This window comes from Micromonospora coxensis, from assembly GCF_900090295.1.
Classification (GTDB): Bacteria; Actinomycetota; Actinomycetes; order Mycobacteriales; family Micromonosporaceae; genus Micromonospora; species Micromonospora coxensis.
Genome location: NZ_LT607753.1, coordinates 4,947,423 through 4,970,850 on the forward strand (window position 1 = coordinate 4,947,423; position 23,428 = coordinate 4,970,850).

Here is a 23,428-nt window from a genome sequence, read left to right on the forward strand (position 1 = left end):
CGAGCACACGTGGTGGCGGGACGGCAGGGGACGGGCATGGACGAGCGCGGCGAGGGGACGGCATGACGGTCGCGGGTGTGGGCGAGTTCGGACTGATCGACCGGGTGACGGCCCGCCTGGAGCACGGGCCGAGCTGCCTGCTCGGCCCGGGTGACGACGCGGCGGTGGTCGCGGCGCCGGACCGGCGGGTGGTGGCCTCGACGGACGTGCTGGTCGAGGGGAGGCACTTCCGCCGGGACTGGTCCGGCGCGGTCGACGTCGGGCACCGGGCGGCGGCGGCGAACCTGGCCGACATCGTCGCGATGGGCGCCACCCCCACCGCGCTGCTGGTGGCCCTCTGCATGCCGGCGGACCTGGACACCGCCTGGGCCGAAGGGCTGGCCGACGGGTTGGGCGCGGAGGCGGCCCTGGTGGGGGCGAGCGTGGTCGGCGGGGACATGTCGGCCAGCCCCACCCTGACCATCGCGGTCACCGCGCTGGGGGACCTCGACGGGCGTGCCCCGGTGGTCCGCTCCGGCGCCCGGCCGGGGGACGTGGTGGCGCTGGCCGGGCGGACGGGTTGGGCGGCTGCCGGGCTGACCGTGCTCTCCCGCGGGTTCCGCACCCCCCGGCTGCTGGTCGAGGCGTACCGGCGGCCGGAGGTGCCGTACGCGGCGGGGCCGCACGCGGCCCGACTCGGCGCCACCGCCATGATCGACGTCTCGGACGGGCTGCTGGCCGATCTCGGTCACGTGGCGAAGGCCAGCGGGGTCGGGATCGACCTGCACCGGGACGCCTTCGAGGTGCCCCGGCAGATGCGTGACGCCGCGCAGGCGCTCGGCGTCGACCCGTACTCGTGGATCCTCGCCGGTGGCGACGACCACGCGCTGGCGGCGACGTTCCCCCGGTCGGTGGCCCTGCCGGCCGAGTGGCGCCCGGTCGGCCGGGTGGTCGAGGGCGAGGGCGTGACGGTCGACGGGGTCGGGTACGACGGCCCGGCCGGCTGGGACCACTTCCGGTAACGGCCGGTCCCGGTCGTACCCTTTACCGGTGAGTGAGATCGAGATTCACCCGCGGGCCTTCGACGCGCCGGTGGCGCAGGCGCTGATCCGTGCCGCCCTGGCCGACCTCGGCCAGCGGTACGGCGGCAGCGGCGACGAGACCCCGGTCGACGCCGCCGAGTTCGTCCCGCCGCACGGCGCCTTCCTCGTCGCATACCTCGACGGCGAGCCGGTCGGGTGCGGCGGCTGGCGCAGCCACGACGACGACACGGCCGAGCTGAAGCGGATGTACACCGCCCCGGCGGCCCGGGGGCGGGGCGTCGCCCGCGCCGTGCTGGCCGCCGTCGAGCGGTCCGCCCGGGACCACGGCCGCAAGCGGATCATCCTGGAGTGCGGCGACCGGCAGCCCGAGGCGATCGCGATGTACACCTCGGCCGGGTACGACCCGATCCCCAACTTCGGGTTCTACAAGGACGCGCCGGGCTGCCTCTCCTTCGGCCGGGTCCTCTGACGCCCCACCGCACCTCGGCCGGAGCGCCCGCCACCGGCCGCCGGCCCAGCCCGCCCAGCCCAGCCCAGCACCGGTCGCAGGTCCAGCCACCACCGATCGCCGGGCGGCCCGCTCGGTACCGGCCGCCGGCCCAGCCCGTTCACCACCGGCCGCCGGCGCGCCCTGCTCAGAACCGGCCGGCGGCGGGCCGGGAGCGGCTCAGCCGACGCTGATCCGGACCAGTCCGGCGGCGTGCCGGGCGGTCCGCGTCGCCTCCGCCGGGTCGGTGCCCCAGGTGAGCACGTGACCGCCGCGCCGGGCGGAGCAGACCAGCTCGCCGACGGTGTCGCCGACCCGGACGTCCGGCTCGACGGAGAGCACCCCGGGGGCGCGCAGCGCGTCGCGTACCCCGTCGACGGCGGTCACCGTCCCGGGCGGGGCGAGCAGGAACTCCACCGCCGCCGCGCCGGAGGGTCGGGCCGGCAGCGTCGGGCGCCCGCCGCGCAGCACGTCCAGGTACGCGCCGATGAACCCGCACTCGTACGCGGCCGCGATCAGCGCGGTGATCATGTCCCCGGGCAGCCGGGCGGCGCACTCCACCAGGGTCGGCGTCCCGTCGGCGACGATCCACTCGCTGTGCAGCACCCCGGTGCCGAAGCCGGCCGCCCGGGCGAGCCGGGTGGCCACCGTCACCAGGTCCGACTGCTGTGGCGGGGGCAGCGCGGAGGGCACGGTGTGCCCGGTCTCGACCGGGCGGCGGCCGGGCAGGACCCGCTTGTCGGTGACATTGGCGAAGAGCACCTCGCCGTCGGCCACCAGCAGTTCGACGCTGTACTCCGGGCCGACGAGGGTCTGCTCGACCAGCACCTCGCTGGGCAGGCCCCGGTCGGTGGCCTCCGGCGACTCCTCCGGAGTGGCGGTGGCCGCCCAGGCGGGGTCGATCTGCTCCCGGTCGGTGATCAGCTGCACGCCCAGGCTGCCCGCGCGGCGGGTCGGCTTGAGCACGCACCGCCCGCCGAAGCGGTCGGCGAAGAGCGCCGCCTCCCGCGGGTCGGTGACCAGCGCGTACGCCGGATTCGCCAGCCCCGCCGCGGTGGCGGTCCGGCGCATCCGGTGCTTGTCGGTGAAGACCTCGGCGGCCTGTGGCCCGGCGCCGGGCAGGCCGAGCCGGTCGGCGAGCCGGGCCGCGGCGGTCACGGCGTACTCGGTGCCGGGCACGACCAGCCGGGCGGCGGTCAGGCCGGGTTCGCGGGCGAGCAGCGCGTCGACGTCGAGCCCGGTCTGGTACTCGGCGGCGACCGTGCGGGAGACGACGGGCAACCGGGCGGCGAGCCGGTCGAGGTCGCGCCGCCGGATCACGTCCGGCTCCTCGACGAGCACGATGCGCGACGGTGGGAGCTGCTCGTCGAGCCAGCGCAGGATGCCGACGGGGGACCCGAAGAGGATCATCTCCTCCGGGGCGAGGTCCAGGTGCACCGGTCGTCCTCCGTGGGCGCGCAGGGAGCCGGTGCGGACGTGCCCCCGCCGGCCGGCGGGGGAGACGCTAGTCGGGTGCCCGGGGCCGGTCGAGAGACGAGTCGCCGACCGGTCAGAAGCAGCTGCGGGCGTACCCGGACACGACAGAACCGGCGGACCGTGACGGCCCGCCGGTGCTGGCGAATCTTCGAGCTGGAGGCGTTACCGCGTCAGGCGCGGGTGACCTTGCCGGCCTTGATGCACGAGGTGCAGACCTGCATCTTCTTGGTGTTGCCGCCACCGGCCGGGGTACGCACCGACTGGATGTTCGGGTTCCAGCGGCGGTTGGTCCGCCGGTGCGAGTGGGACACGTTGTGGCCGAAGCCCGGCCCCTTGCCACAGACGTCGCACACGCTAGCCACGGGATACTCCTGGGATTGAAACGTTCATGAGGTCGCCGGCAGGCGCTGCCCGGGCAACCTGGCCAGGTTACCCGATGACTCCCACCCCGGACCAACCGGCCCGGCCCGCAGGCGTCGGCGTGACGGCGGTCACCGTCCGCGGCGACCACGCCCCCGTGGCGCAGACCGACGGAGGGACGGCCCCAGACTACCGCCGGCCGGACCCCGGGCGCGACCGGCGTCCGCCGTGCCGGTCCGCGCCCGCCCCGCCGGCCGGGACCTCGGACACGCCGGGTGGGGACGGCCGACCCCGGCGGGTGTCGGTGCGCGACAGTAGGCTTCTCGCCGTGCTGGACACCCTCGACGCCGCCGCGGTGCGCCGCTGGTGCGCCGGTGGGCTCATCGCGCTCCGGCACCACCAGGGCGAGATCGACGGGCTGAACGTCTACCCCGTCCCGGACGGCGACACCGGCACCAACATGGTGCTCACCCTCACCTCTGCCCAGCAGGCCCTCGCGATGGACCTGGACACCCTGCCGGAGGACGGGCACACCCCGCACGGCCACGCGCTGCGGCTGATGGCCCGGGGGGCGCTGCTCGGCGCGCGGGGCAACTCCGGGGTGATCCTGTCGCAGATCCTGCGCGGCTTCGCCGACGCGCTCGCCGACGTCTCACCCGTCGGCGGCCGGGAACTGGCCCGCGCGCTGCGCCACGCCGCCACCGCGGCGTACGCGGCCGTCGCCCGGCCGGTGGAGGGCACCCTGCTCAGCGTGGTCGCCGCCGCCGCGACCGCCGCCGAGCAGGCCGACACCGACGACCTGCGCACGGTCGTGCGGGCGGCTGCCGGGGAGGCGGCGCGCGCCCTGGCCCGTACCCCGGAGCAGTTGCCCGCGCTCGCCCGGGCCGGCGTCGTCGACGCCGGCGGCCGGGGGCTCTGCCTGCTGCTCGACGCGCTGGTCGAGGTGGTCACCGGGGAGAGCCCGCCCCGGCCGGCGCCGCTGACCCGCGCGGTCCGCCCGCCGCTGACCGCCGTCCGCGAGACCGGCTCCGAGGAGTACGCCTACGAGGTGCAGTTCCTCCTCGACGCCGACCACGAGGCGGTGTCGAGGATGCGGGAGACGCTGGACGCGTTGGGCGACTCCCTCGTGATCGTCGGCGACGGGGCGGAGTCGCACGGCACCTGGAACGTGCACGTGCACGTCAACGACGTCGGCGCGGCGATCGAGGCCGGGGTGGTCGCCGGCCGGCCGTACCGGATCTCGGTGACCCGCTTCGCCGACCAGGCCCCGCCGGCCCCACGGCCCGGGCCCGCCACCGACGGCCGGGCGGCCGTGGTGGTCGCGGCCGGCGCGGGCATCGCGGAGCTCTTCGCCGGGGAGGGCGCGACGGTCGTGCCGGGCAACCCGTCCACCGGGGAGCTGCTGGACGCCGTCCGGGCCACCGCCGCGGCCCGGGTGGTGGTGCTGCCCAACGACCCGAACACGCAGGCCGTGGCGAGCGCCGCCGCGAAGGAGGCGCACGCCCTGGGCGTCAAGGTCAGTGTGGTGCCGACCCGCTCGCCGGTGCAGGCGCTCGCCGCGCTCGCCGTACGCGACCCGCAGCGACGCTTCGAGGACGACGTCATCGCGATGGCCGAGGCCGCCGGCGCCTGCCGGTACGCCGAGGTGTGCCGGGCCAGCCGGGAGGCGCTGACCGTGGCCGGCCCGTGCCGCCCCGGTGACGTGCTCGCCCTGGTCGAGGGGGAGGTGCACCTGATCGGCGCCGACCTCGTCGACACCTGCGTCGCCGTGGTCGACCGGATGCTCGGCGGCGGTGGCGAACTGGTCACGCTGCTCACCGGCGAGGACGCCCCGGACGGCCTCGCCGAGGCGGTCCGCGCCCACGTCGCCCGGCGCTGGCCCTTCGTCGAGGTGCAGGCGTACCCGGGCGGGCAGCCGCACTATCCGCTGCTGGTGGGGGTCGAATGACGAGCGAGCCGTCGACGGTGGACACGCCGCTGAAGAAGCTGGTCGGGGAGCGGACGGCCAAGGCCCTGGCCGGCCACCTCGACCTGCACACCGCCGGTGACCTGATCTACCACTTCCCCCGCCGGTACGACGAGCGCGGCGAGCACACCGACATCCGGTCGCTCGACGTGGGCGAACAGGTCACCGTGCTGGCCCAGGTGCAGCGCACCGCGGTGCGGCCGATGCGCCAGCGCCGGGGCAACCTGCTGGAGGTGACCGTCGGCGACGGCTCCGGCGGTGTGCTGACCTGCACCTTCTTCGGCAACCAGGCGTGGCGGGAGCGGGAGCTGCGTCCCGGGCGTTGGGGGCTGTTCGCCGGCAAGGTCACCGAGTTCCGGGGCAAGCGGCAGCTCAACGGCCCGGAGTACGTCCTGCTCGGCGAGGGCGGCGACGGCGAGGCGGCGGCCAACGAGGAGGTCGAGGAGTTCGCCGGCGCGCTGATCCCGGTCTACCCGGCCGCCGCGGCGGTGCCGACCTGGGTCATCGCCCGTTGCGTGCGGGTGGTGCTGGACACCTTCACCCCGCCGGACGACCCGCTCCCGGCCGCCGTGCGGGCCAGCCGCAACCTGGTCGGCATCGGCGCCGCGCTGCGGGAGATCCACCGCCCGTCCAGCAAGGAGGAGCTGTACCGGGCCCGGCGTCGGCTCAAGTGGGACGAGGCGTTCGCGGTGCAGCTCACCCTGGTGCAGCGCAAGGCGCGGGCGGCGTCCTGGCCGGCGAAGGCCCGCCCGCCGAAGCGCGGTGGGCTGCTCGACGCGTTCGACGCCCGGCTGCCGTACGAGCTGACCCCCGGCCAGCGGGACGTGGGCGTCGAGATCGCCGCCGACCTGGCCACCCCGCATCCGATGCACCGGCTGCTCCAGGGCGAGGTGGGCTCCGGCAAGACCGTGGTGGCGTTGCGGGCCATGCTCCAGGTGGTCGACGCGGGCGGGCAGGCGGCGCTGCTCGCCCCGACCGAGGTGCTCGCCGCCCAGCACCACCGGGGCATGCTGGAGCTGCTCGGCCCGCTCGCGCAGGCCGGTGAGCTGGGCGCGGCCGACGACGCGACCCGGGTCGAGCTGGTCACCGGCTCTCTCGGCGCGGCCGCTCGGCGGCGGGCGCTGGCGGAGGTCGCCGAGGGCCGGGCCGGGATCGTGCTCGGCACCCACGCCCTGCTCTACGAGGGGGTCGACTTCGCCGACCTCGGCCTCGTGGTGGTCGACGAGCAGCACCGCTTCGGCGTCGAGCAGCGCGACGCGCTGCGGTCCAAGGCCGAGCAGCCGCCGCACGTGCTGGTGATGACGGCGACCCCGATCCCGCGCACGGTGGCGATGACCGTCTACGGCGACCTGGAGACCTCCACCCTGTCCCAACTGCCGCAGGGGCGCTCGCCGATCGCCTCGCACGTGGTGCCGGCCGCCGAGAAGCCCGCCTTCCTGGACCGGGCCTGGCGCCGGTTGCGCGAGGAGGTCGCGGCCGGGCACCAGGCGTACGTGGTGTGCCCCCGGATCGGCGAGGGCCCGGTCTCCGACGAGGAGCCGCCCCGGGAGGACGACAGCGGCCGACGGCCGCCGCTGGCGGTGACCGAGGTCGCCCCGCTGCTCGCCGAGGGCCCGCTGCACGGGCTGCGGATCGGCGTCCTGCACGGCCGGCTGCCGGCCGACGAGAAGGACGCGGTGATGCGGTCCTTCGCCGTCGGTGACCTGGACGTGCTGGTCGCCACCACGGTGGTGGAGGTGGGCGTCAACGTCCCCAACGCCACCGTGATGATCGTGCTGGACGCCGACCGGTTCGGTGTCTCCCAGCTGCACCAGCTGCGCGGCCGGGTGGGGCGGGGCAGCGCCCCCGGGCTCTGCCTGCTGGTCACCGAGGCGGCCGAGGGTTCCTCGGCCCGGGAACGCCTCGACGCGGTCGCCTCCACCACGGACGGGTTCAAGCTGGCCGAACTCGACCTCGAACAGCGTCGCGAGGGTGACGTGCTGGGCGCGACCCAGTCGGGTCGCCGGTCGCACCTGCGGCTGCTGTCGCTGCTGCGCGACACCGACCTGATCCGCGACGCCCGCGCCGAGGCGCAGGCGCTGATCGCGGAGGACCCGGAGCTGGAGCGGCATCCCGCGCTGGCCGCCTCGGTCGCCGCGCTGGTGGACGAGGAACGCGCGGAGTACCTGGAGAAGGGCTGACGCCGCCGTCCCTCGTGGAGCGTGCCCCCACGGGCCGGCCGCCCGCGCCTAGGCTCGGCCGATGGCTGTTCCCCTCACCCGCGGCGTGCTCCTGCTGGCCCATGGCGACGACCTCGTCCTGGAGCAGGTGGGCGGTGCCGCGGACGACACGTCCGGGGTGCCGTGCACCCGCGCCACCCGGTTCCAGATCGCGTCGATCAGCAAGCAGATGACCGCGGTGGCGGTGCTGCTCCTCGCCGAGCGCAAGGCCCTCGACCTGACCGATCCGGTCGCCCGCTGGCTGCCGGGCACGCCCGCGCACTGGTCCGGGATCACGCTGCACCACCTGCTGACCCACACGTCCGGGATCGGACACTGGTCGGACTACCCGACGATCGACCTGGCCGGACCGGCCGACCCGGACGACCTGCTCGCCGCCTTCGCCGCCGTCGCGCCGTTCTTCGCCCCCGGCGAGGGCTGGCGGTACAGCAGCCCGGGCTACGTGCTGCTCTCCCGCGTCGTCGCGCGGGCGGCCGACCGGCCGTACGCCGCCGTCCTCGACGAGGAGGTGTTCGGGCCGCTCGGGATGACCGGCAGCTTCGCCGGCACGCCGGTGGACCGCACCGAGGTGGCGGTGGGCCACGAGGACGGCAGCCCGGTGCCCTCCTGGGACCTCGACGTCGTCAACCAGGGCACGGGCGACGTCTGGTGCACCGGGCCGGATCTGCTCACCTGGCTCGACGTGCCGCGCCGGGGGCGACTGCTGACCCCCGCGTCGGTGGCGGCGATGACCACTGCGCACGCGACGACCCCGACCAGGGGCGGCGACGCCTACGGATACGGCTGTTTCCTCGGTCAGCTGGCCGGTGAGCCGGCGGTGCACCACTCCGGGTACAACCTGGGCTTCAAGTCGCTCGCGGCGTGGCTGCCGGAGTCGGACCGTCGCCTGGTGCTGCTGACCAACCAGGCCGAGGTCGATCCGGCGCTGGCGTCGGTGGCGCTCGCGCCGCGCTGACACACGTCGAGGCCGCACGTGGCGGTGGCGCGCCTGCGGAGTCCCCGTCGCGAGATGCCCGTCCGCGGCGGGTCCGTCCGCGGCGCGCCCGTCGGGAGGTGCCCGTCCGCGGCGGGTCCGTCCGCGGCGCGTCCGTTCGGGTGCCGTCGGCGCGTCCCCGAGCCCGGCGCGCGTCCCCGATCCGGGTTGGCTCGGCCGGCACGCCCGAGCCGCCGGGCCCGGCCCGGAAACCGCGCGGGGGCGCGTCGACCTCTTCGGTCGACGCGCCCCCGGCGGTCAGGCAGGTGTCGCTCAGGCGGTGAAGCGGATCCGTCGACGACGCGCGACGACGAAGAGCACCGCGCCGGCCGCCAGCAGGGCGAGCGCGCCCGCGGCGATGCCGCCGGCCGCCGCGCCGGTCACCGGCAGGCCGGGCTCCTCCGGCTCGCCGCCGCCGGTGCCACCGTCCTCGCAGCCCTCCGGCTGATCCCAGGCCAGCGGGCCGCCGGAGTCGAGGTCACCGGTGACGGTGACGGTGAAGCCCTTGCCGGCCTTGAAGCTGACGGTGCCGGTGCGGCCCGGCTCGACGGTCAGCGTCTTGGCCTCGCCCTTGCTCGGGGTGAACGTCGAGGTCAGCGTGACGCCGTCCTCCGGGTTGGTGATCCGGAAGATCATCTCGTCGCAGGTGGACTCGTAGTTGGCGTCCGGGACGCCGACCTCGGGCTGCTGGCAGTCCTCGGGCTTCGCCCAGCCGCCGGTGAAGTCCTTCATGCCCGGCGCGGTGACGGTGATCTCCTGCGCCTGACCCGGGGTGAGCTTGCGGGTCTCGATCTTGCGCATGGGGACGGTCACCTTCTCGGTGAAGCCGTTGCTGCCGGTGATGGTGAACTCGGCCGACGCGTTGCCGGTGCGGTTGACCAGGGTCAGCTCGACGGTGCCTTCGCAGTCGGACTCGGCGATGACCTCGGGGACGGCGGTGCAGGTGCCGGAGCCGCCGTTGTACCAGGCCTGCGGGCCGGTGGACCGGGAGCCGATGCCCTTCTTGCTGCCGACCTTGCGGTCGCCGTAGCGGTCGCTGGTGTCGGTCAGCGGGTCGATGATCGTGCTGCCGAAGACGAAGTCGACCTGGGTGTAGCAGTTCGGCACCTCGACCGTGAAGTCCAGGGTGGCCAGGCCCAGCTCGCCCTCGCCCACGCCGGTGAACTTCTTGACCGACTTGTCCAGCACGTACTGCGGCACGGCGAACTTCGCCGACGGCGTCACGTACGACACCAGGGCCAGCTCCTGCTCCTCGCCGGCGCAGAGCGGGCCGTTGGTCAGCGTGATCGAGGCCGTGCCCTTCGGGCCGTCGAAGGTGTGCGTGTACTTCGCGTCGGCGGCCTTGACGCAGGTCGGCGCCGGCTCCGACGGGGTGGTCGGCGTCGCGGTGGTGGTCGCGGTCGGCGAGGCCGACGGCGAGGGCGAGGTGTTGGTGGCGCTCGCGGGCGCCGTGAAGGCGAGTGCCGTGGCGAGGCCGGCCAGTGCGGCGGCGGCCACGGCGAGCGGTCGCCGGGGCGACAGCTGGGGACGGATCACGCGTACTCCCGGGGTGAAGAAGCGTCAGGGTGCGGCGGGTGGGGTGGCGGCGGCTGGTCGCGGTCGCCTGCGGCGTGTCCCGCGACGGCGCCCTCCCCGGCGCCGCGCGGCCGGCGCAGCGTCGCCGGCACCCGGCCGACCCTAGTGGGATCGCCGTCCGCGTCACAGCGCTCAGGAAGGGCTAAGAATGATGTTATGAATCTGAGATCATTGATGTACCGATCGTGATCATCACGCCACTCGGCCGGCACGCACCGTCTCGCCCGACCCGCCCCGGCCGTCGCGTAGCGTCATCGGTATGAGCAGGGGGAGACCGTGACCCGGATCGTGGCCGGCACGCTCGGCGGGCGGCGGATCGCCGCGCCACCCGGCGCCGGCACCCGACCCACCTCCGACCGGGTGCGGGAGGCGTTGTTCAGCGCGGTGCAGGCCGAGGTCGACCTCGTCGGCGCGCGCGTCGCCGACCTGTACGCCGGCTCCGGCGCCGTCGGCCTGGAGGCGCTCTCCCGGGGCGCCGGCCACGTGCTGCTGGTCGAGTCCGATCCGCGCGCCGCCCGGGTGATCCGGGAGAACGTGGCCACGCTGCGGGCCGCGCCGGCCGCCCGGCTGGTCACCGGCAAGGTGGCCGGGGTGCTCGCGGCCGGCCCCGGCGGCGAGCCGTACGACGTGGTCTTCGCCGACCCGCCGTACGCGCTGCCCGACGCCGAGGTCACCGCGATGCTGGCCGCGCTGGTCGCGCACGACTGGCTGGCCCCGGACGCCCTGGTGGTGGTGGAGCGGTCCAGCCGCACCGGACCGGTCACCTGGGTGGAAGGCGTCACCGGCGAGCGCAGTCGCCGCTACGGCGAGACCACCCTTTGGTACGGTCGCCGATCATGAGACGTGCGGTGTGTCCCGGCTCGTTCGACCCGGTCACCAACGGACACCTCGACATCATCGGACGGGCCAGCCGGCTCTTCGACGAGGTGATCGTCGGCGTGCTGGTCAACCAGTCGAAGAGCGGCCTGTTCACCGTCGAGGAGCGGATCGACATGCTCCGCGAGGTGACCTCCTCGTACGACAACGTCCGGGTCGAGTCCTTCCGTGGCCTGCTGGTCGACTTCTGCCGGGCGCAGGAGGCGAGCGTGCTGATCAAGGGCCTGCGGGCGGTCAGCGACTTCGACTACGAGCTGCAGATGGCGCAGATGAACATCGGCCTGGCCGGGGTCGAGACGCTCTTCATGCCCACCAACCCGCTCTACTCCTTCCTCTCCTCCAGCCTGATCAAGGACGTGGCGAAGTGGGGTGGGGACATCTCCGCGCACGTGCCGGACCGGGTCCGCGAGGCGCTCCAGGCGCGCATCGGCCCGGCGTCGCGCGGCTGAGCCGTACCCGTCGGCCCCGGGTCGCCGCCACGCGACGCGCCGGGGCGGAAGGGGCGAGGTTCGCCCGCACACGACATCATGTGTGGAGCGGGAGACCGGCCGGAGCCCGCATCATGTAGGTCGGCCGACGGACGACAGGAGTGAGGTACCGGTGGACCCGCTCGATCGCATCGACGAACTGATCGCCATGGTGGAGCAGGCCCGCTCCGTACCGATGTCGCGCAACAACTGCATGGTCGACCGGGGCGAGATGATCGCGGCCCTGGACGAGTTGCGCGCCGAGCTCCCCGCCGACCTGCGCCGGGCCGCCGCCCTCCTGGAGGAGCGCGACAAGATCATGGAGGCCGGCAAGCGGGAGGCCGACCGGATCATCAGCGAGGGTGAGGCGGAACACGCCCGGCTGGTCTCGGTGAACGAGATCACGGTCTCCGCCGAGCACGAGGGCGCCCGGATCATCGCCGAGGCCCGGGCCGAGGCGCAGCGGCTGCGCGACGAGGTCGACGACTACGTAGACACCGCGCTGGCCAACTTCGAGCAGTTCCTGACCCGGGCGTTGGCCTCGATAGAGCGTGGCCGGGACAAGATGCACGCGCTGCGTGAGATCGGCACCTTCGCCGGGGACGAGGCGGAGCGCCCGCTACCCTTCTGAGCGGCACCTCACCAGCCGACATGAGCCGAGGGCGTCCGCCCCCGGTTCGACGGTGCGGCGGTCGCCCAGGTAACCTTTTTTGTCGGCCTCTCACCGGCCGGAGTCTGACTATGCCCAAGCACTCGCCATCGAACCTGAACCCCAGGTCGCCGCTGGTCCTCGACACGAGGGACCTGCCGCGTCGGCCTGGTGCGATGCGTACGGTCAAGCGGGTCGCACCGGCACCGGCGGACCTCGGCGTGGAGTTGATCGGCGTGCCGGAGGGCGCGGACCTCGACCTCGACCTGAGGTTGGAGTCGGTGTCCGAGGGCGTGCTCGTCTCCGGGACCATCAGCGGTCCCGTCCGGGGCGAGTGCGGCCGGTGCCTGCGTGAGATCAACGACTCGGTGGTCGTGAACGTCCAGGAGCTGTACGCGTACGAGGACAGCACCACGGACGAGACGACCGACGAGGACGAGGTGGGCCGGATGCAGGGCGATCTGATCGACCTGGAGCCGGCGCTGCGGGACGCGGTGGTGCTCACGCTGCCGACCAACCCGCTCTGCCGGGAGGACTGCCCAGGCTTGTGCCCCGAGTGTGGGGTGCACTGGGACGATCTGCCGGCCGACCACAGCCACCAGCAGATCGACCCGCGTTGGGCGGGCCTGTCGCAACTGAACCGTACAGAGGAGTAGGAACCGTGGCCGTCCCCAAGCGCAAGATGTCGCGCAGCAACACCCGGTCCCGCCGGGCGAACTGGAAGGCGGCCGTGGTCGCAACCGTGGCCTGCCCGCAGTGCAAGTCCGCCAAGCTGCCGCACGCCGCGTGCTCCGTCTGCGGCACGTACAACGGCCGCCAGGTCCTCGAGGTCTGAGACCTGGACGCCGAGTGACGCCCCCGACCACGGGTCGGGTGGCGCGCGCACCCTGGCGATCGCCCGGTGCCCCGGCTCCCTCCGACATCGACCGGCCCGCTCCGGCCGGTGTCACGGTGGAGCCGGGCACCGCGCGGATCGCCGTTGACCTCCTCGGCGGGGACGACGCCCCCGCCGTCGTGGTTGACGGCGCTCTGCGGGCTGTCCGCGCCGATCCGGACCTGCACCTGCTGCTCGTCGGCCCGACCGAGGTCGCGGCCGCGGTGACCGACGCCCTCACCCCGGTGCAGCGCGCCCGGATCACCGTCCGCCCGGTGCACGCCGCCGCCGGTCCGGCCCACCACGCGCCGCGCGCCGACAGCACCGTCCGGGCGGCCGTCGCCGCCGTCCGCGACGGCACCGCCGACGCCCTCGTCTCCGCCGGCTCGACCGGCGCCACCGTCTCCGCCGCCGCCCTCGGCTTCGGCCGGTGGGACGACGTGCGCCACCCGGCCCTGGTGGCCACCCTCCCGGCCGTCTCCGGCCCGGTGGTCCTGCTCGACGTCGGCGGCTCCCTGGAACCCCGTCCCGCCACGCTGGCCCGGCACGCCCTGCTCGGCGCCGCCTACGCCGCCGTGGCGCACGCCGTCGCCGCCCCCCGGGTGGGGCTGCTCTCCGTCGGCACCGAGGCGGGCAAGGGCGACCGCCCCCGCAAGGCCGCCGACCCCCTGCTCGCCGCCGCGACGCTGCCGTGCGGCGCGCGCTACGTCGGCCTGGTCGAGGGGTACGACCTCTCGATCGGCGCGCGCGCCGATGTGGTGGTCACCGACGGCTTCACCGGTAACGTGCTGCTCAAGGCCATCGAGGGCGCGTACGCGATGGCCGGCGGCCCGCCCGAGATCGGCGGCGCGCCCCGCGCGGCGGCCCTGCTCGGTGTCGCCGGGACGGTGGTGGTCTGCCACGGCGCCGCCGAACCCGCCGACGTCGCCTCCGGCATCGCCCTCGCCGCGCACCTGTGGCGACGCCGCGCCACCGACCGGGTCCGCGCGCTGCTCGCCGGCGCCCCCGCGCACTCCTCGCCCAGTGACAGCATCGACACCGAGGTAAGCCCATGACGAACGACAAGCGCCGACGTGCCCACGTCGGTCACCTGGAGGCGGCGTTCGGCGTGACGCTCGATCCCGAGCTGCTGGAGCGGGCCCTGACCCACCGCTCCTACGCGTACGAGAACGGCGGCCTGCCCACCAACGAGCGGCTGGAGTTCCTCGGCGACTCGGTGCTCGGCGTGGTGATCACCACCGCGCTCTTCCGCAACCACCCGGACCTGCCCGAGGGGCAGCTCGCCAAGCTGCGGGCCAGCGTGGTCAACATGCGTGCCCTGGCCGACGTGGCCCGCGGCCTGGGGCCGGACGGGCTCGGCGCGTACCTGCTGCTCGGCAAGGGCGAGGAGGCCACCGGCGGCCGGGACAAGGCCAGCATCCTCGCCGACACGCTGGAGGCGCTGCTCGGCGCGATCTACCTCCAGTACGGCCTCGACACCGCCGCCCTGGTCATCCACCGCCTCTTCGACCCGGTGATGGCCGAGTCCGCCGGCCGCGGGGCCGCCCTGGACTGGAAGACCAGCCTCCAGGAGCTGACCGCCGCGCTGGGGCTGGGCGTGCCCGAGTACCGGATCGAGGGCACCGGGCCGGACCACCTGAAGACCTTCACCGCCTGGGTGGTGGTGGCCGGCAACCGCTACGGCGGGGCCGAGGGGCGCAGCAAGAAGGAGGCGGAGCAGCGGGCCGCCGAGGCGGCCTGGCGGGAGCTGACCGCCCAGGCCGAGCGGGAACAGGCCGCCCTGGCCGCCGAGGAGTCCGCGCCCACCGCCGAGGCGGGTCTGGGCCGTGCCTGAACTGCCCGAGGTCGAGACGGTCCGGCAGGGCCTGGCCCAGTGGGTCACCGGCCGGCGGATCGCCTCGGTCCAGGTGCGCCACCCCCGCGCCGTACGCCGGCACGTCCCCGGCGCGGCGCACTTCGCCGCCGTGCTGGCCGACCGTACGGTCACCGACGTGCGGCGCCGCGGCAAGTACCTCTGGCTGCCGCTGGACAGCGGCGACGCGATGATCGGCCACCTGGGCATGTCCGGCCAGTTGCTGCTGCAGCCGGTGGAGGCCGCCGACGAGCTGCACCTGCGGGTCCGGTTCCGGTTCGCCGACGACGGTCCCGAGCTGCGCTTCGTCGACCAGCGCACGTTCGGCGGGCTGTCGGTCAGCGAGGGCGGCGCCGAACTGCCGGCGGAGATCGCGCACATCGCCCGCGACCCGATGGACGGCGAGTTCTCCGACGTCGGCTTCGTGGCCGCCCTGCGCCGCCGGCGCACCGAGGTGAAGCGGGCGCTGCTCGACCAGACGCTGATCTCCGGAGTGGGCAACATCTACGCCGACGAGGCGCTGTGGCGGGCGAAGCTGCACGGCGCGCGGCCGACCGACGCGCTGACCGCCCCGGCCGCCACCCGGCTGCTCGGACACGTCCGTGACGTGCTCGGCGAGGCGATCGCACAGGGCGGCACCAGCTTCGACGACCTGTACGTCAACGTCAACGGCGAGAGCGGCTACTTCGACCGGTCGCTCAACGTGTACGGCCGGGAGGGCGAGCCCTGCCGGCGGTGCGGCGCGCCGATCCGGCGGGAGGCGTTCATGAACCGGTCGTCGTACAGCTGCCCGCGCTGCCAGCCGCGTCCCCGGGGTGCCCTGAGGGGGTGACCCCGAGCCGGCTCGGGGTTGCGCCGGTGTGCCGTTCCCGGCGCGTCCCCGACACCGGTCCCATTTGCCCGTCCGGTCCGTCCGGGCGTCCCGCAGCGCGTGCCGGGTGACGTCCGGGACGAGCCGGGGCCGATCCCCGATGTCGGCGGGTCCCCGTTTCCCTAGCGTCAGCACGGTCGGCAGACCGCCGACGTGTGCGACAGGGGGAACGCGACAGATGGGCAGAAGACCGGTGACGGTGCGGCTGGCGCGGTGGAGCGCCGAGCACCCGTGGCGTGCGATCGCGCTCTGGGTGGTGTTCGTGGCGGTGTGCTTCGTCGGGGGCAGCGCCGCCGGGCTGAAGGAGGCCACCGACGCCGACATGGCGATCGGGGAGTCCGGCCGGGCGGACATCATCGTCACCGAGGGGAACTTCGACGACCCCGCGGTCGAGAACATCCTCATCACGCCCCGCGCCGGGACGCTGGACCAGGCGGCGGCGAAGGAGGCGGCGGCCGAGGCGACCGAGCGGATGCGCCAGGTGACCGGAGTGGCATCGGTGGGGGCGCCGGTGTCGTCCCGCGACGGCAACGCGCTGCTGGTGCCGGTGACCATGGCCGGCGACCCGGACGACGCCTCCGACCGGGTGCAGCCGCTGCGCGACGCGACGGCGGGCATCCAGGGCTCGTACCCGCAGCTGCGGGTCGAGCAGGTCGGTGGGCCGTCGATCGGCAAGGCCCTGGACGACACCCTCGGCAAGGACTTCAAGCGGGCCGAGCTGCTGAGCCTGCCGGTCACCCTGGCCATCCTGATCGTCGCCTTCGGCGCGCTGATCGCCGCCGGGGTGCCGGTGCTGCTGGCGCTCTCCTCGGTGGCCGCCGCGATGGGGCTCTCCACGCTCGCCTCGCACCTGGTGCCGGCGACCGACACCACGTCCAGCGTGATCCTGCTGATCGGCATGGCCGTCGGCGTCGACTACTCGCTGTTCTACGTCCGCCGGGAGCGGGAGGAACGCGCCAAGGGCCGGTCCGGGCTGGACGCCGTCGAGATCGCCGCGGAGACCTCCGGGCACGCGGTGGTGGTCTCCGGCTTCGCGGTGATCATCTCGATGGCCGGGCTGCTGCTCGCCAACGACGCGGTCTTCTCCTCGCTGGCGGTCGGCTCGATCCTGGTGGTCGCGGTCGCGGTCACCGGCTCGCTGACCGTGCTGCCGGCGCTGTTGGCGAAGCTGGGCCGCTGGGTCGACCGGCCCCGGGTGCCGCTGCTCTGGCGGCTCACCGCGGCGCGTACCGGGCGGCACGGGCAGCCGGCGAAGCCGCGGTTCTGGCCGGCCGTGCTGCGCCCCGCGCTGCGCGCGCCGCTGGCCACCCTGGTCGTCTCGGTCGGGCTGCTGCTCGCCCTGGCCGCGCCGGCGCTGGGCATGAAGCTGAAGTTCCCCGGCATGGAGGACCTGCCCCGGACCACGCCGGCCATGCAGGCGTACGACCGGCTGACCGCCGCCTTCCCGAGCACCGGCACCAGTCACCTGGTGGCCGTGCAGGCGCCCGCCGCGCAGGCCGACCGGGTACGGGCGGCGCTGACCGACCTGGCCGGGCGCGCCGCCGCCGACCCGCTCTTCGCGCCGGCCGAGGGGGACGGCCCGAAGATCGAGGTGTCGGCCGACCGGCGGGTGTCGACGCTGGAGGTCGCCACCCCGTACGCCAGCCGGGACGACGAGGCGGCACGTTCGCTGCACACGTTGCGCGACGACCTGCTGCCGGCGACGATGCGCGGCATCCCCGGGGTGGAGTACGCCGTCGGCGGCGGGGTCGCCGCGAGCGAGGACTACGCGCAGCACATCCAGGAGAAGCTGCCGCTGGTGATGGCCTTCGTGCTGGCGCTGACCTTCCTGGTGATGACCTGGACGTTCCGCTCGGTGGTGGTGGCGCTCACCTCGATCGTGCTCAACCTGCTCTCCGCCGGCGCCGCGTACGGCCTGCTGGTGCTGGTCTTCCAGGGTGAGTGGGCCGAGGGGCTGCTCGGCTTCACCTCGATGGGGGCGATCGTCTCCTGGCTGCCGCTCTTCCTCTTCGTGGTGCTCTTCGGCCTCTCCATGGACTACCACGTCTTCGTGGTCAGCCGGATCCGGGAGGGGATCCGGGCCGGCATGTCCAACCGGGACGCGGTGGCGTACGGGATCACCTCGTCGGCGGGCGTGGTGACCAGCGCCGCGGTGGTGATGGTCGGGGTCTTCGCCATCTTCGCCACGCTGAGCACGATCGACATGAAGCAGCTCGGCATCGGGCTGGCGGCGGCGATCCTGCTGGACGCGACGATCATCCGGGCGGTGGTGCTGCCGTCGCTGATGACGCTGCTCGGCGACGCCAACTGGTGGGCCCCGCGCTTCCTGCGGACCCGGGAGGCCGCCCCGCCGGCCGACCCGCCCACCCCCACCCCGGAGCTGGTCGGCGCCCGCTGACCCGGATGCCTGGGCCTCAGGGGCGGGACTATGTGTTCCAACCCTGAGGCCAATTTCCGATTTAGATCGTTCCGGGATGAGTGTCCCCGGTGCGTTGTACAAGATCTGACAGCGTTTGCATGCTGGCTCGGTTTTCATTGTCTTCCTGCGGTAGTAAGGTTCCACCCTGCGTATAGGGGACCGGGGGATGCCTTGCCTGACAAAGTTGCCATACTGGCGGGAATAGATGGATATGTGGGGCGGTGGGACCCACTGGATTGCAGCGTCCATGATGTGGAGGAGCTTGCGGCGATCCTTGAGATGCCCGAGTATGGTTTCCAGGTGTGCACCCTGAAGAATGAGCAGGTCACAAAGGCGGCGATCGTCCGCCAACTGATCGAGGCCCGGAATTCTGGTGCCACGACTGCTCTCTTCTATTTCTCTGGGCATGGTGCCGCCACAGAAATCGGCACCTTCCTCGTCACCCATGACAATAGTGACTTTGACGAGGGTGTCGAGCTGCGTAAGTTGGCGGAGATGCTGGGGTCGGCAGATGCGCAAACCCTGATCGTGTTGGACTGTTGCCACTCTGGAGCGGCCGGCCAGTTCGGCGACCTGCCCTACCAGGCCCGTCTGTTGGCTGGTGCAGACGTGCAGGCGGCCTTTAGGCTCAGTGCCAACTCTGTGGCGGTAATCGCAGCATGCACCAGTGAGCAACTGGCCTGGGAGGAGCGCAACCTGGGTCACGGCATCTTCACATATCACCTCCTGCAGGCCCTGCTGGGTGAGGCCGTCGACCATGAGGGCAACCTGACCGCGAACAGCCTGTACGACGTTGTGTCCAGGAACATGGCGGCGAATGGACAGATCAGCGACCGGCAAAAACCGATCTTCGCTGGGCATCTCGCCGGCCGCCTAGTTCTGGCGTCGAACCTGGATCCCGCGCTCCCGCCGCCTCCCCAAGAGGAGGAGCTGCGGCAGATTGAACTGGAAGCCGCTGCCCTGATCGAGGACTACAACGGCTACAAGTCCCGGTTCGACACGCGATCGTGGCGAACTGAAGGGCACGAGGCGTGCAGTCGCCGACTCGAGTTGATCGACAAGTGGTTCACCAAGCGCCGCACGGTGCCCGGGCTGCTCACTCGGCCGGACTTCAAGAAGTCGGCGGAGACGCTGCTGCGGTACCGGACCGAACTCGGCTACGTCGAGAAGGGGACGGTAATCGCCGAAGGTGAGTTGGAGGAGCGCATTGGCGAGGGGGGGTTCGGGGCCGTCTGGAAGGTGGTCAACCGGGAGACGGGTAAGCGCGTCGCGCTCAAGCTCTACCATCCGCACGAGATGTATGACAGCGAGAAGACGCGGCGCTTTGAGAACGGCTACGACGCAATGAAAATGCTTCGTCACCCCCAAGTAGTGGCCGTGCAGCGCTACAGCCGGTGTCCCACCGGATTCGTCATGGATTTCATCGACGGCCCGAATCTCCGGTCTCTCGAACCGCATGCCTTCATGGAGCCTTATGCGCTGATCCGGCTATTGATCGGCATAGGCGAAACTATTCAGCATGCGCATCAGAATGATGTGATCCATCGTGACATAAAGCCCGAGAATATTGTTTGTGAATACCAGGAGGACGGCTCTGTATTGCCGTATCTGACTGATTTTGACCTGGCCTGGTTCAACACGCATACGCAACGCGCGACCAAGACCGCTATGGGTGTCGTCTATTACGCGGCCCCGGAACAATTCTTTGCCTTTGACCCGAAGGCTGCGTTGACGAAGACACCCGCTTTGGACGTCTTCTCCTTCGGTCAGTTGATGTACTACTGCTTTACCGGCCGCGATCCGGATCCTGTTCGACTGGACGTCAACCGGCAGACGCTAGAAGAAACGGCTATGCGCAAAGGGCTCGACAACGAGAGCGTGCTTGCCTTGTGTAGCCTCTATCGAGAGGCGACCGAGTGGGATCAACCGGTCCGCCTGCAGAACTTCATTACCGTGCTCAGCCGCCTGCGTGCCATCGAGGCTTCGCTGCTGCACACCTCGCCAACGAAAATGTTCGATCAGGATGGCTTCGTGGCTGAGTTGATTGCGATGCTGACCGGGCGTTCCGTGGTGCCGGGTTCCACTTCCTCGTACATCACTGCCGCCGGTACCTGGCAGGTGACGCTTGAGTGGCAGGAGAGGCACAGAAAGAGGCAGTACCGGCAGCATCTGAACGCTCACTTCCTGCCGCAGGGCAGAATTGGGCTGGAAGGAGTGCCAAACGAGCAGATGCGGAGAACGCTCAACAAGCGACTAGACGAGGCGTTGAAGCGGTACTCGTCGTTGGCGACGCGCCACCCCGGCCGGCACGGCACTTACGAGGTCTTCGTCGAAATCGTGCCTCGGCAGCTTGATGTGGAGGGAGTTCGGGCCGCTGCGGACATTATCAGCGAGTCGGTTGCTGCGCTCAGCATCTGACTACTGCTGTATATGAAGGGTCATGCGGGGAGGCATGGAAGGGCGGCTGAAGCTGGGCAGGTGCGGACACACCAGTACGAAGCCGGCTCTCTCGCCCTGGTCACGACCACCATCGTCTGATCGGCGTACCTCTCTCCGCCTTGCACGTGCGGAGTTGCTGTGGGGGATGTAACGGAAGGTCAGGGGAGGGGGCAGGGGTCGCGCCAGGGGCCCAGGTCGCGTTGCTTGCGGATGGAGGCGAAGCCGTAGCCGACCGTGGTGACGCAGAACGTGGCGGTGCTCCCGGTGTACTCCACGTGGAAGACCGGCTTGCCCGCCTCGGCGAAGGGCAGCAGCTTGGCGCACCGGCGCAGCCGTACGCACTCCTCGTTCACCGCGAAGTCGAAGTCGGGCGCCAGCGCGGCGACCTGGTCCAGGTCGTCGACCAGCCCGGGGGAGAGCTCCAGGGACCGGGCCAGCGCCGCGACGCGCCGGTTGAACCGGAGCTGGTCGTCGAAGTGCAGCCGGAACCCGGAGCGGTGGGCGTACCCGTCGGCGTCGGTCAGCGCGACCGCGCCGAACCCCTTGCCCCGGCAGAGCCGGAGCCGGTCGGCCAGCACCGGACGCAGCACGTCCCAGCGGCGCACGTCCAGCCAACGGCGGCGTGGCCGGTCGGTCGGGGCGCCGCGGACCGCCGCCGGGAAGCGGGTGGCGTCCGGGTCGTCCTCGGCGTACGACCCCACGTGCACCTGGCACACCAGCCGCCGGTCCCGTCGGCGCAGCTCGGCCGTCTCGGCGGAGGTGGTCCGGACCGGGTCGAGCAGGAAGACGTCGGCCTGCACCGTGGTGTCGACCGGGCCGGTGAGCTGCCACTGCCACTGCCACCGGTGGGCGTACCCGGCCGGCCACTGCGTCGGCGCGCCCGGCGGTGTGGGCACGGCGCGGCAGGCGTACACCGGGGTGAGCAGGACCAGCGCCACGGCGGCCGACAGTGCCCGGCGGGCGGTGCGCCGCCACGACCGCCGGGCGGGTGTGCCGCGCCGCGCTGGCCGTCGGATCCGCATGCGCCGCTCCCGGGTCCTCGGGCGGGCCGCGCCGCCCCGCGCCGGTACGCCGGGCCACCTCGCGCGGCGTGCCGCACCCGGTCAAACGACGCGCCCCCGGCCGACGACGCGGTGGGCGTCGCGGACGGGGGCGCGTCGGTGGACGGCTCAGCGGGGCGCGGCGAAGACCTGGGTCCAGTACGGGCCGTTGCTGCTCGCCACACCGACACCGATCTCGGTGAAGGCGCAGTTGAGGATGTTCGCCCGGTGCCCGGGGCTGTTCATCCAGGCGTCCATGACCGCGGCCGGGGTCTTCTGGTTCCAGGCGACGTTCTCGCCGTAGGTGCGCCAGGCGTAGCCGACCCGGTCGAGCCGGTCGCCGGCGTCGCTGCCGTCGCTGCCGGTGTGCGACATGTTCTGGTGGTCGGCCTGGTCCTGGCTGTGCCGCTGGGCGGCGGTCATCAGCTTGTCGTCGATGCCCAGCTTCCCGCAGCCGGCCTTGGCCCGCTCGGCGTTGACCAGGTCGACGACCTGCTGCGCCTGGCTGCCGACGCCGGGGCTCAGCGAGTTCGTGCCGCCGCCGGTCGAGGCGCTGCCGTTGCGCGCGGTGCCCTGCCGGGACGCCGCCGTGGTCCGCGTCGGCGCGGGCGTCGGCCGGACCGTCTTCGTCGGCGACGGCTTCGGGCCGGCGGTGGTCGGCGTGGCGCTGGGGGAGGGGCTGCCGGTGGCGGCCGGCGCGTCGGCGGGCGCGCCGGTGACGTCGGGGACCACCGGGGCGGCGGCCACCGAGTCGTCGAAGGACGCCCGCTCGGTCTCCTCGCCGGGCAGGACCAGCGCGCCCACGCCGAGGCTCACCACCAGCGTGGCCGCCGCGGCGGCGCCGCCGATCAGCAGCGGGCGGGGGAGGCGGCCGCGCTGCCGGTGCCGCCCCTGTCCCTCGGCCGACGGCTCGCCCGCCGGGCTCCCGGCGGGGGCGGTGTGCGGACTGCGGGCGGCGGCCCGCTCGAACGGGGCCACCACGGGGCCGGGGAGGTCCCGGGGATACCGGTCGGCGGTCCGCTCGAAGGGGGCCACGACCGGTCCGGTCGGCGCGTCGACCGGCGGGAGGGCGGCGGTGGGCTCGTCGTACGGCCGGTCGGCGTGCCAGACCCCGGTGGGGGCCTGCGCCCAGTCGTCACCGGGCTCGTCCGGGGCGTCCCCGAAGAGGTACGCCGAGCGTGGCTCCGGGCGGTCGGTCAGCCAGCTCGGCTGCTCGTCGGCGGGCGGCGCCGGTCGCCGGGGAGCGCCGTCCGCTTCGTTGGGGTCGGTCCAGCCGTACACGCCTGTCGCCTCCACGGGGTCGGTTGCGGGCCGGGGTGACGCTACGGACGCGCCGCGAACTGCGGCAACCTGGCTAAGGAAGAGTTAAGGGAGAGTGGCTCACGTAGTGACCGTACGCACATTTCCGGGCGTACAGTCAAGGAGTCCGGACAGAGCGTGTCCGAGCCTTGGCGGCCCCCCGACGAGTGGACAGGGTAGACGTGGAGATGATCTACGGCCTGCGGGAACTTGACGAAGGAGGGGTTGTCGGCTCAATATATAGGTGTCGCCAGTCGCGCCCAGCCATGCCCGGATTTCGCCGGGATAGCAGTCGCGGACAGTTCATGGGCGCGCGTTGGCCGGCCTTTCCGGCAGCGCATATCAAGGAGTTCAGCATGGCGAAGGCCCTCTTCGGCCACGTAGGTGCAGCGCCCGACCGGCGCCTGCTCGACGAGGTCACCCGACTGCGTGCCACGGTTCAGGCACTGGAGTTCGAGATCACGCGTCTGCGCGCCGAGAACGATCGGCTCGCCGCGGCCGCCGCGGAGGCTGACGACCTCCTCCGGCTCGCCGAGCCCGCGCTGACCTGACCGCATCGGGATC

Annotated in this window: 21 protein-coding genes; 16 read left to right on the forward strand and 5 right to left on the reverse strand. The window is 73.1% G+C overall.

What is annotated here, in order from left to right; all coding sequences use genetic code 11:
* Window positions 1-62 precede the first annotated feature (62 nt).
* Together GA0070614_RS22655 and GA0070614_RS22660 are read left to right on the forward strand one after the other, a co-directional pair.
* The gene (locus tag GA0070614_RS22655) at window positions 63-1,001 is read left to right on the forward strand and encodes a thiamine-phosphate kinase (protein WP_088977855.1); all 939 of its coding nucleotides are present in this window, start codon (window positions 63-65) and stop codon (window positions 999-1,001) included.
* A gap of 28 nt (window positions 1,002-1,029) precedes the next feature.
* The gene (locus GA0070614_RS22660; RefSeq protein ID WP_088977856.1) at window positions 1,030-1,491 is read left to right on the forward strand and encodes a GNAT family N-acetyltransferase; all 462 of its coding nucleotides are present in this window, start codon (window positions 1,030-1,032) and stop codon (window positions 1,489-1,491) included.
* 198 nt (window positions 1,492-1,689) lie between these two features.
* On the opposite strand, the gene GA0070614_RS22665 is transcribed toward GA0070614_RS22660, so the two are convergent.
* Entirely contained in the window at window positions 1,690-2,946 is a 1,257-nt protein-coding gene (locus tag GA0070614_RS22665; protein WP_088977857.1) for an ATP-grasp domain-containing protein, read from the reverse strand.
* 209 nt (window positions 2,947-3,155) lie between these two features.
* Window positions 3,156-3,347, reverse strand: a complete 192-nt coding sequence (gene rpmB, locus GA0070614_RS22670; protein ID WP_088963534.1) for a 50S ribosomal protein L28 — start codon at window positions 3,345-3,347, stop codon at window positions 3,156-3,158.
* A gap of 326 nt (window positions 3,348-3,673) precedes the next feature.
* On the opposite strand from rpmB, the gene GA0070614_RS22675 reads away from it, so the two are divergent.
* From GA0070614_RS22675 to GA0070614_RS22685, 3 genes are all read left to right on the forward strand, one after another.
* Entirely contained in the window at window positions 3,674-5,293 is a 1,620-nt protein-coding gene (locus GA0070614_RS22675) for a DAK2 domain-containing protein (RefSeq protein ID WP_088979594.1), read from the forward strand.
* Entirely contained in the window at window positions 5,290-7,491 is a 2,202-nt protein-coding gene (gene recG, locus GA0070614_RS22680) for an ATP-dependent DNA helicase RecG (protein WP_088977858.1), read from the forward strand. The genes GA0070614_RS22675 and recG overlap by 4 nt, the downstream gene beginning before the upstream one ends.
* 61 nt (window positions 7,492-7,552) lie before the next feature.
* Window positions 7,553-8,485: a serine hydrolase domain-containing protein gene (locus GA0070614_RS22685; protein WP_088977859.1), complete on the forward strand. Its 933-nt coding sequence runs from the start codon at window positions 7,553-7,555 to the stop codon at window positions 8,483-8,485.
* A gap of 291 nt (window positions 8,486-8,776) precedes the next feature.
* On the opposite strand, the gene GA0070614_RS22690 is transcribed toward GA0070614_RS22685, so the two are convergent.
* On the reverse strand, window positions 8,777-10,039 hold the full coding sequence (locus GA0070614_RS22690) for a hypothetical protein (protein WP_088977860.1): 1,263 nt from the start codon (window positions 10,037-10,039) through the stop codon (window positions 8,777-8,779).
* A gap of 315 nt (window positions 10,040-10,354) precedes the next feature.
* On the opposite strand from GA0070614_RS22690, the gene rsmD reads away from it, so the two are divergent.
* The 10 genes from rsmD (at window position 10,355) to GA0070614_RS22740 (ending at window position 20,504) form a co-directional block, all read left to right on the forward strand.
* A complete protein-coding gene (gene rsmD / locus GA0070614_RS22695) occupies window positions 10,355-10,918 on the forward strand; it encodes a 16S rRNA (guanine(966)-N(2))-methyltransferase RsmD (RefSeq protein WP_088977861.1) in 564 nt (187 codons plus the stop codon).
* Window positions 10,915-11,403: a pantetheine-phosphate adenylyltransferase gene (coaD, locus tag GA0070614_RS22700; protein ID WP_088977862.1), complete on the forward strand. Its 489-nt coding sequence runs from the start codon at window positions 10,915-10,917 to the stop codon at window positions 11,401-11,403. The genes rsmD and coaD overlap by 4 nt, the downstream gene beginning before the upstream one ends.
* A gap of 151 nt (window positions 11,404-11,554) precedes the next feature.
* Window positions 11,555-12,052 carry an SPFH domain-containing protein gene (locus GA0070614_RS22705; RefSeq protein ID WP_088977863.1) on the forward strand — a complete coding sequence of 166 codons (498 nt, stop codon included), beginning with the start codon at window positions 11,555-11,557 and terminating at the stop codon, window positions 12,050-12,052.
* Between the two features lie 110 nt (window positions 12,053-12,162).
* A complete protein-coding gene (locus GA0070614_RS22710) occupies window positions 12,163-12,726 on the forward strand; it encodes a YceD family protein (RefSeq protein WP_088977864.1) in 564 nt (187 codons plus the stop codon).
* A gap of 5 nt (window positions 12,727-12,731) precedes the next feature.
* Entirely contained in the window at window positions 12,732-12,905 is a 174-nt protein-coding gene (gene rpmF, locus GA0070614_RS22715; RefSeq protein ID WP_088963525.1) for a 50S ribosomal protein L32, read from the forward strand.
* Between the two features lie 116 nt (window positions 12,906-13,021).
* Window positions 13,022-13,999, forward strand: a complete 978-nt coding sequence (locus GA0070614_RS22720) for a phosphate acyltransferase PlsX (protein ID WP_088977865.1) — start codon at window positions 13,022-13,024, stop codon at window positions 13,997-13,999.
* Window positions 13,996-14,778: a ribonuclease III gene (gene rnc, locus GA0070614_RS22725; RefSeq protein WP_088977866.1), complete on the forward strand. Its 783-nt coding sequence runs from the start codon at window positions 13,996-13,998 to the stop codon at window positions 14,776-14,778. The genes GA0070614_RS22720 and rnc overlap by 4 nt, the downstream gene beginning before the upstream one ends.
* A complete protein-coding gene (gene mutM, locus GA0070614_RS22730) occupies window positions 14,771-15,628 on the forward strand; it encodes a bifunctional DNA-formamidopyrimidine glycosylase/DNA-(apurinic or apyrimidinic site) lyase (protein ID WP_088977867.1) in 858 nt (285 codons plus the stop codon). Before rnc ends, mutM begins: the two co-directional genes overlap by 8 nt.
* Window positions 15,629-15,845: 217 nt before the next feature.
* Entirely contained in the window at window positions 15,846-18,065 is a 2,220-nt protein-coding gene (locus GA0070614_RS22735; protein WP_088977868.1) for an MMPL family transporter, read from the forward strand.
* 30 nt (window positions 18,066-18,095) lie between these two features.
* Entirely contained in the window at window positions 18,096-20,504 is a 2,409-nt protein-coding gene (locus tag GA0070614_RS22740) for a protein kinase domain-containing protein (protein ID WP_088977869.1), read from the forward strand.
* 179 nt (window positions 20,505-20,683) lie between these two features.
* Here GA0070614_RS22740 and GA0070614_RS22745 read toward each other — a convergent pair whose 3' ends face one another.
* Window positions 20,684-21,547, reverse strand: coding sequence for an endo alpha-1,4 polygalactosaminidase (locus tag GA0070614_RS22745; protein ID WP_088977870.1), 864 nt, complete (start codon window positions 21,545-21,547; stop codon window positions 20,684-20,686).
* Window positions 21,548-21,694: 147 nt separating this feature from the next.
* Window positions 21,695-22,846: a CAP domain-containing protein gene (locus tag GA0070614_RS22750; RefSeq protein ID WP_088977871.1), complete on the reverse strand. Its 1,152-nt coding sequence runs from the start codon at window positions 22,844-22,846 to the stop codon at window positions 21,695-21,697.
* Between the two features lie 374 nt (window positions 22,847-23,220).
* On the opposite strand from GA0070614_RS22750, the gene GA0070614_RS22755 reads away from it, so the two are divergent.
* On the forward strand, window positions 23,221-23,415 hold the full coding sequence (locus tag GA0070614_RS22755) for a hypothetical protein (RefSeq protein ID WP_088977872.1): 195 nt from the start codon (window positions 23,221-23,223) through the stop codon (window positions 23,413-23,415).
* Window positions 23,416-23,428: the final 13 nt, after the last annotated feature.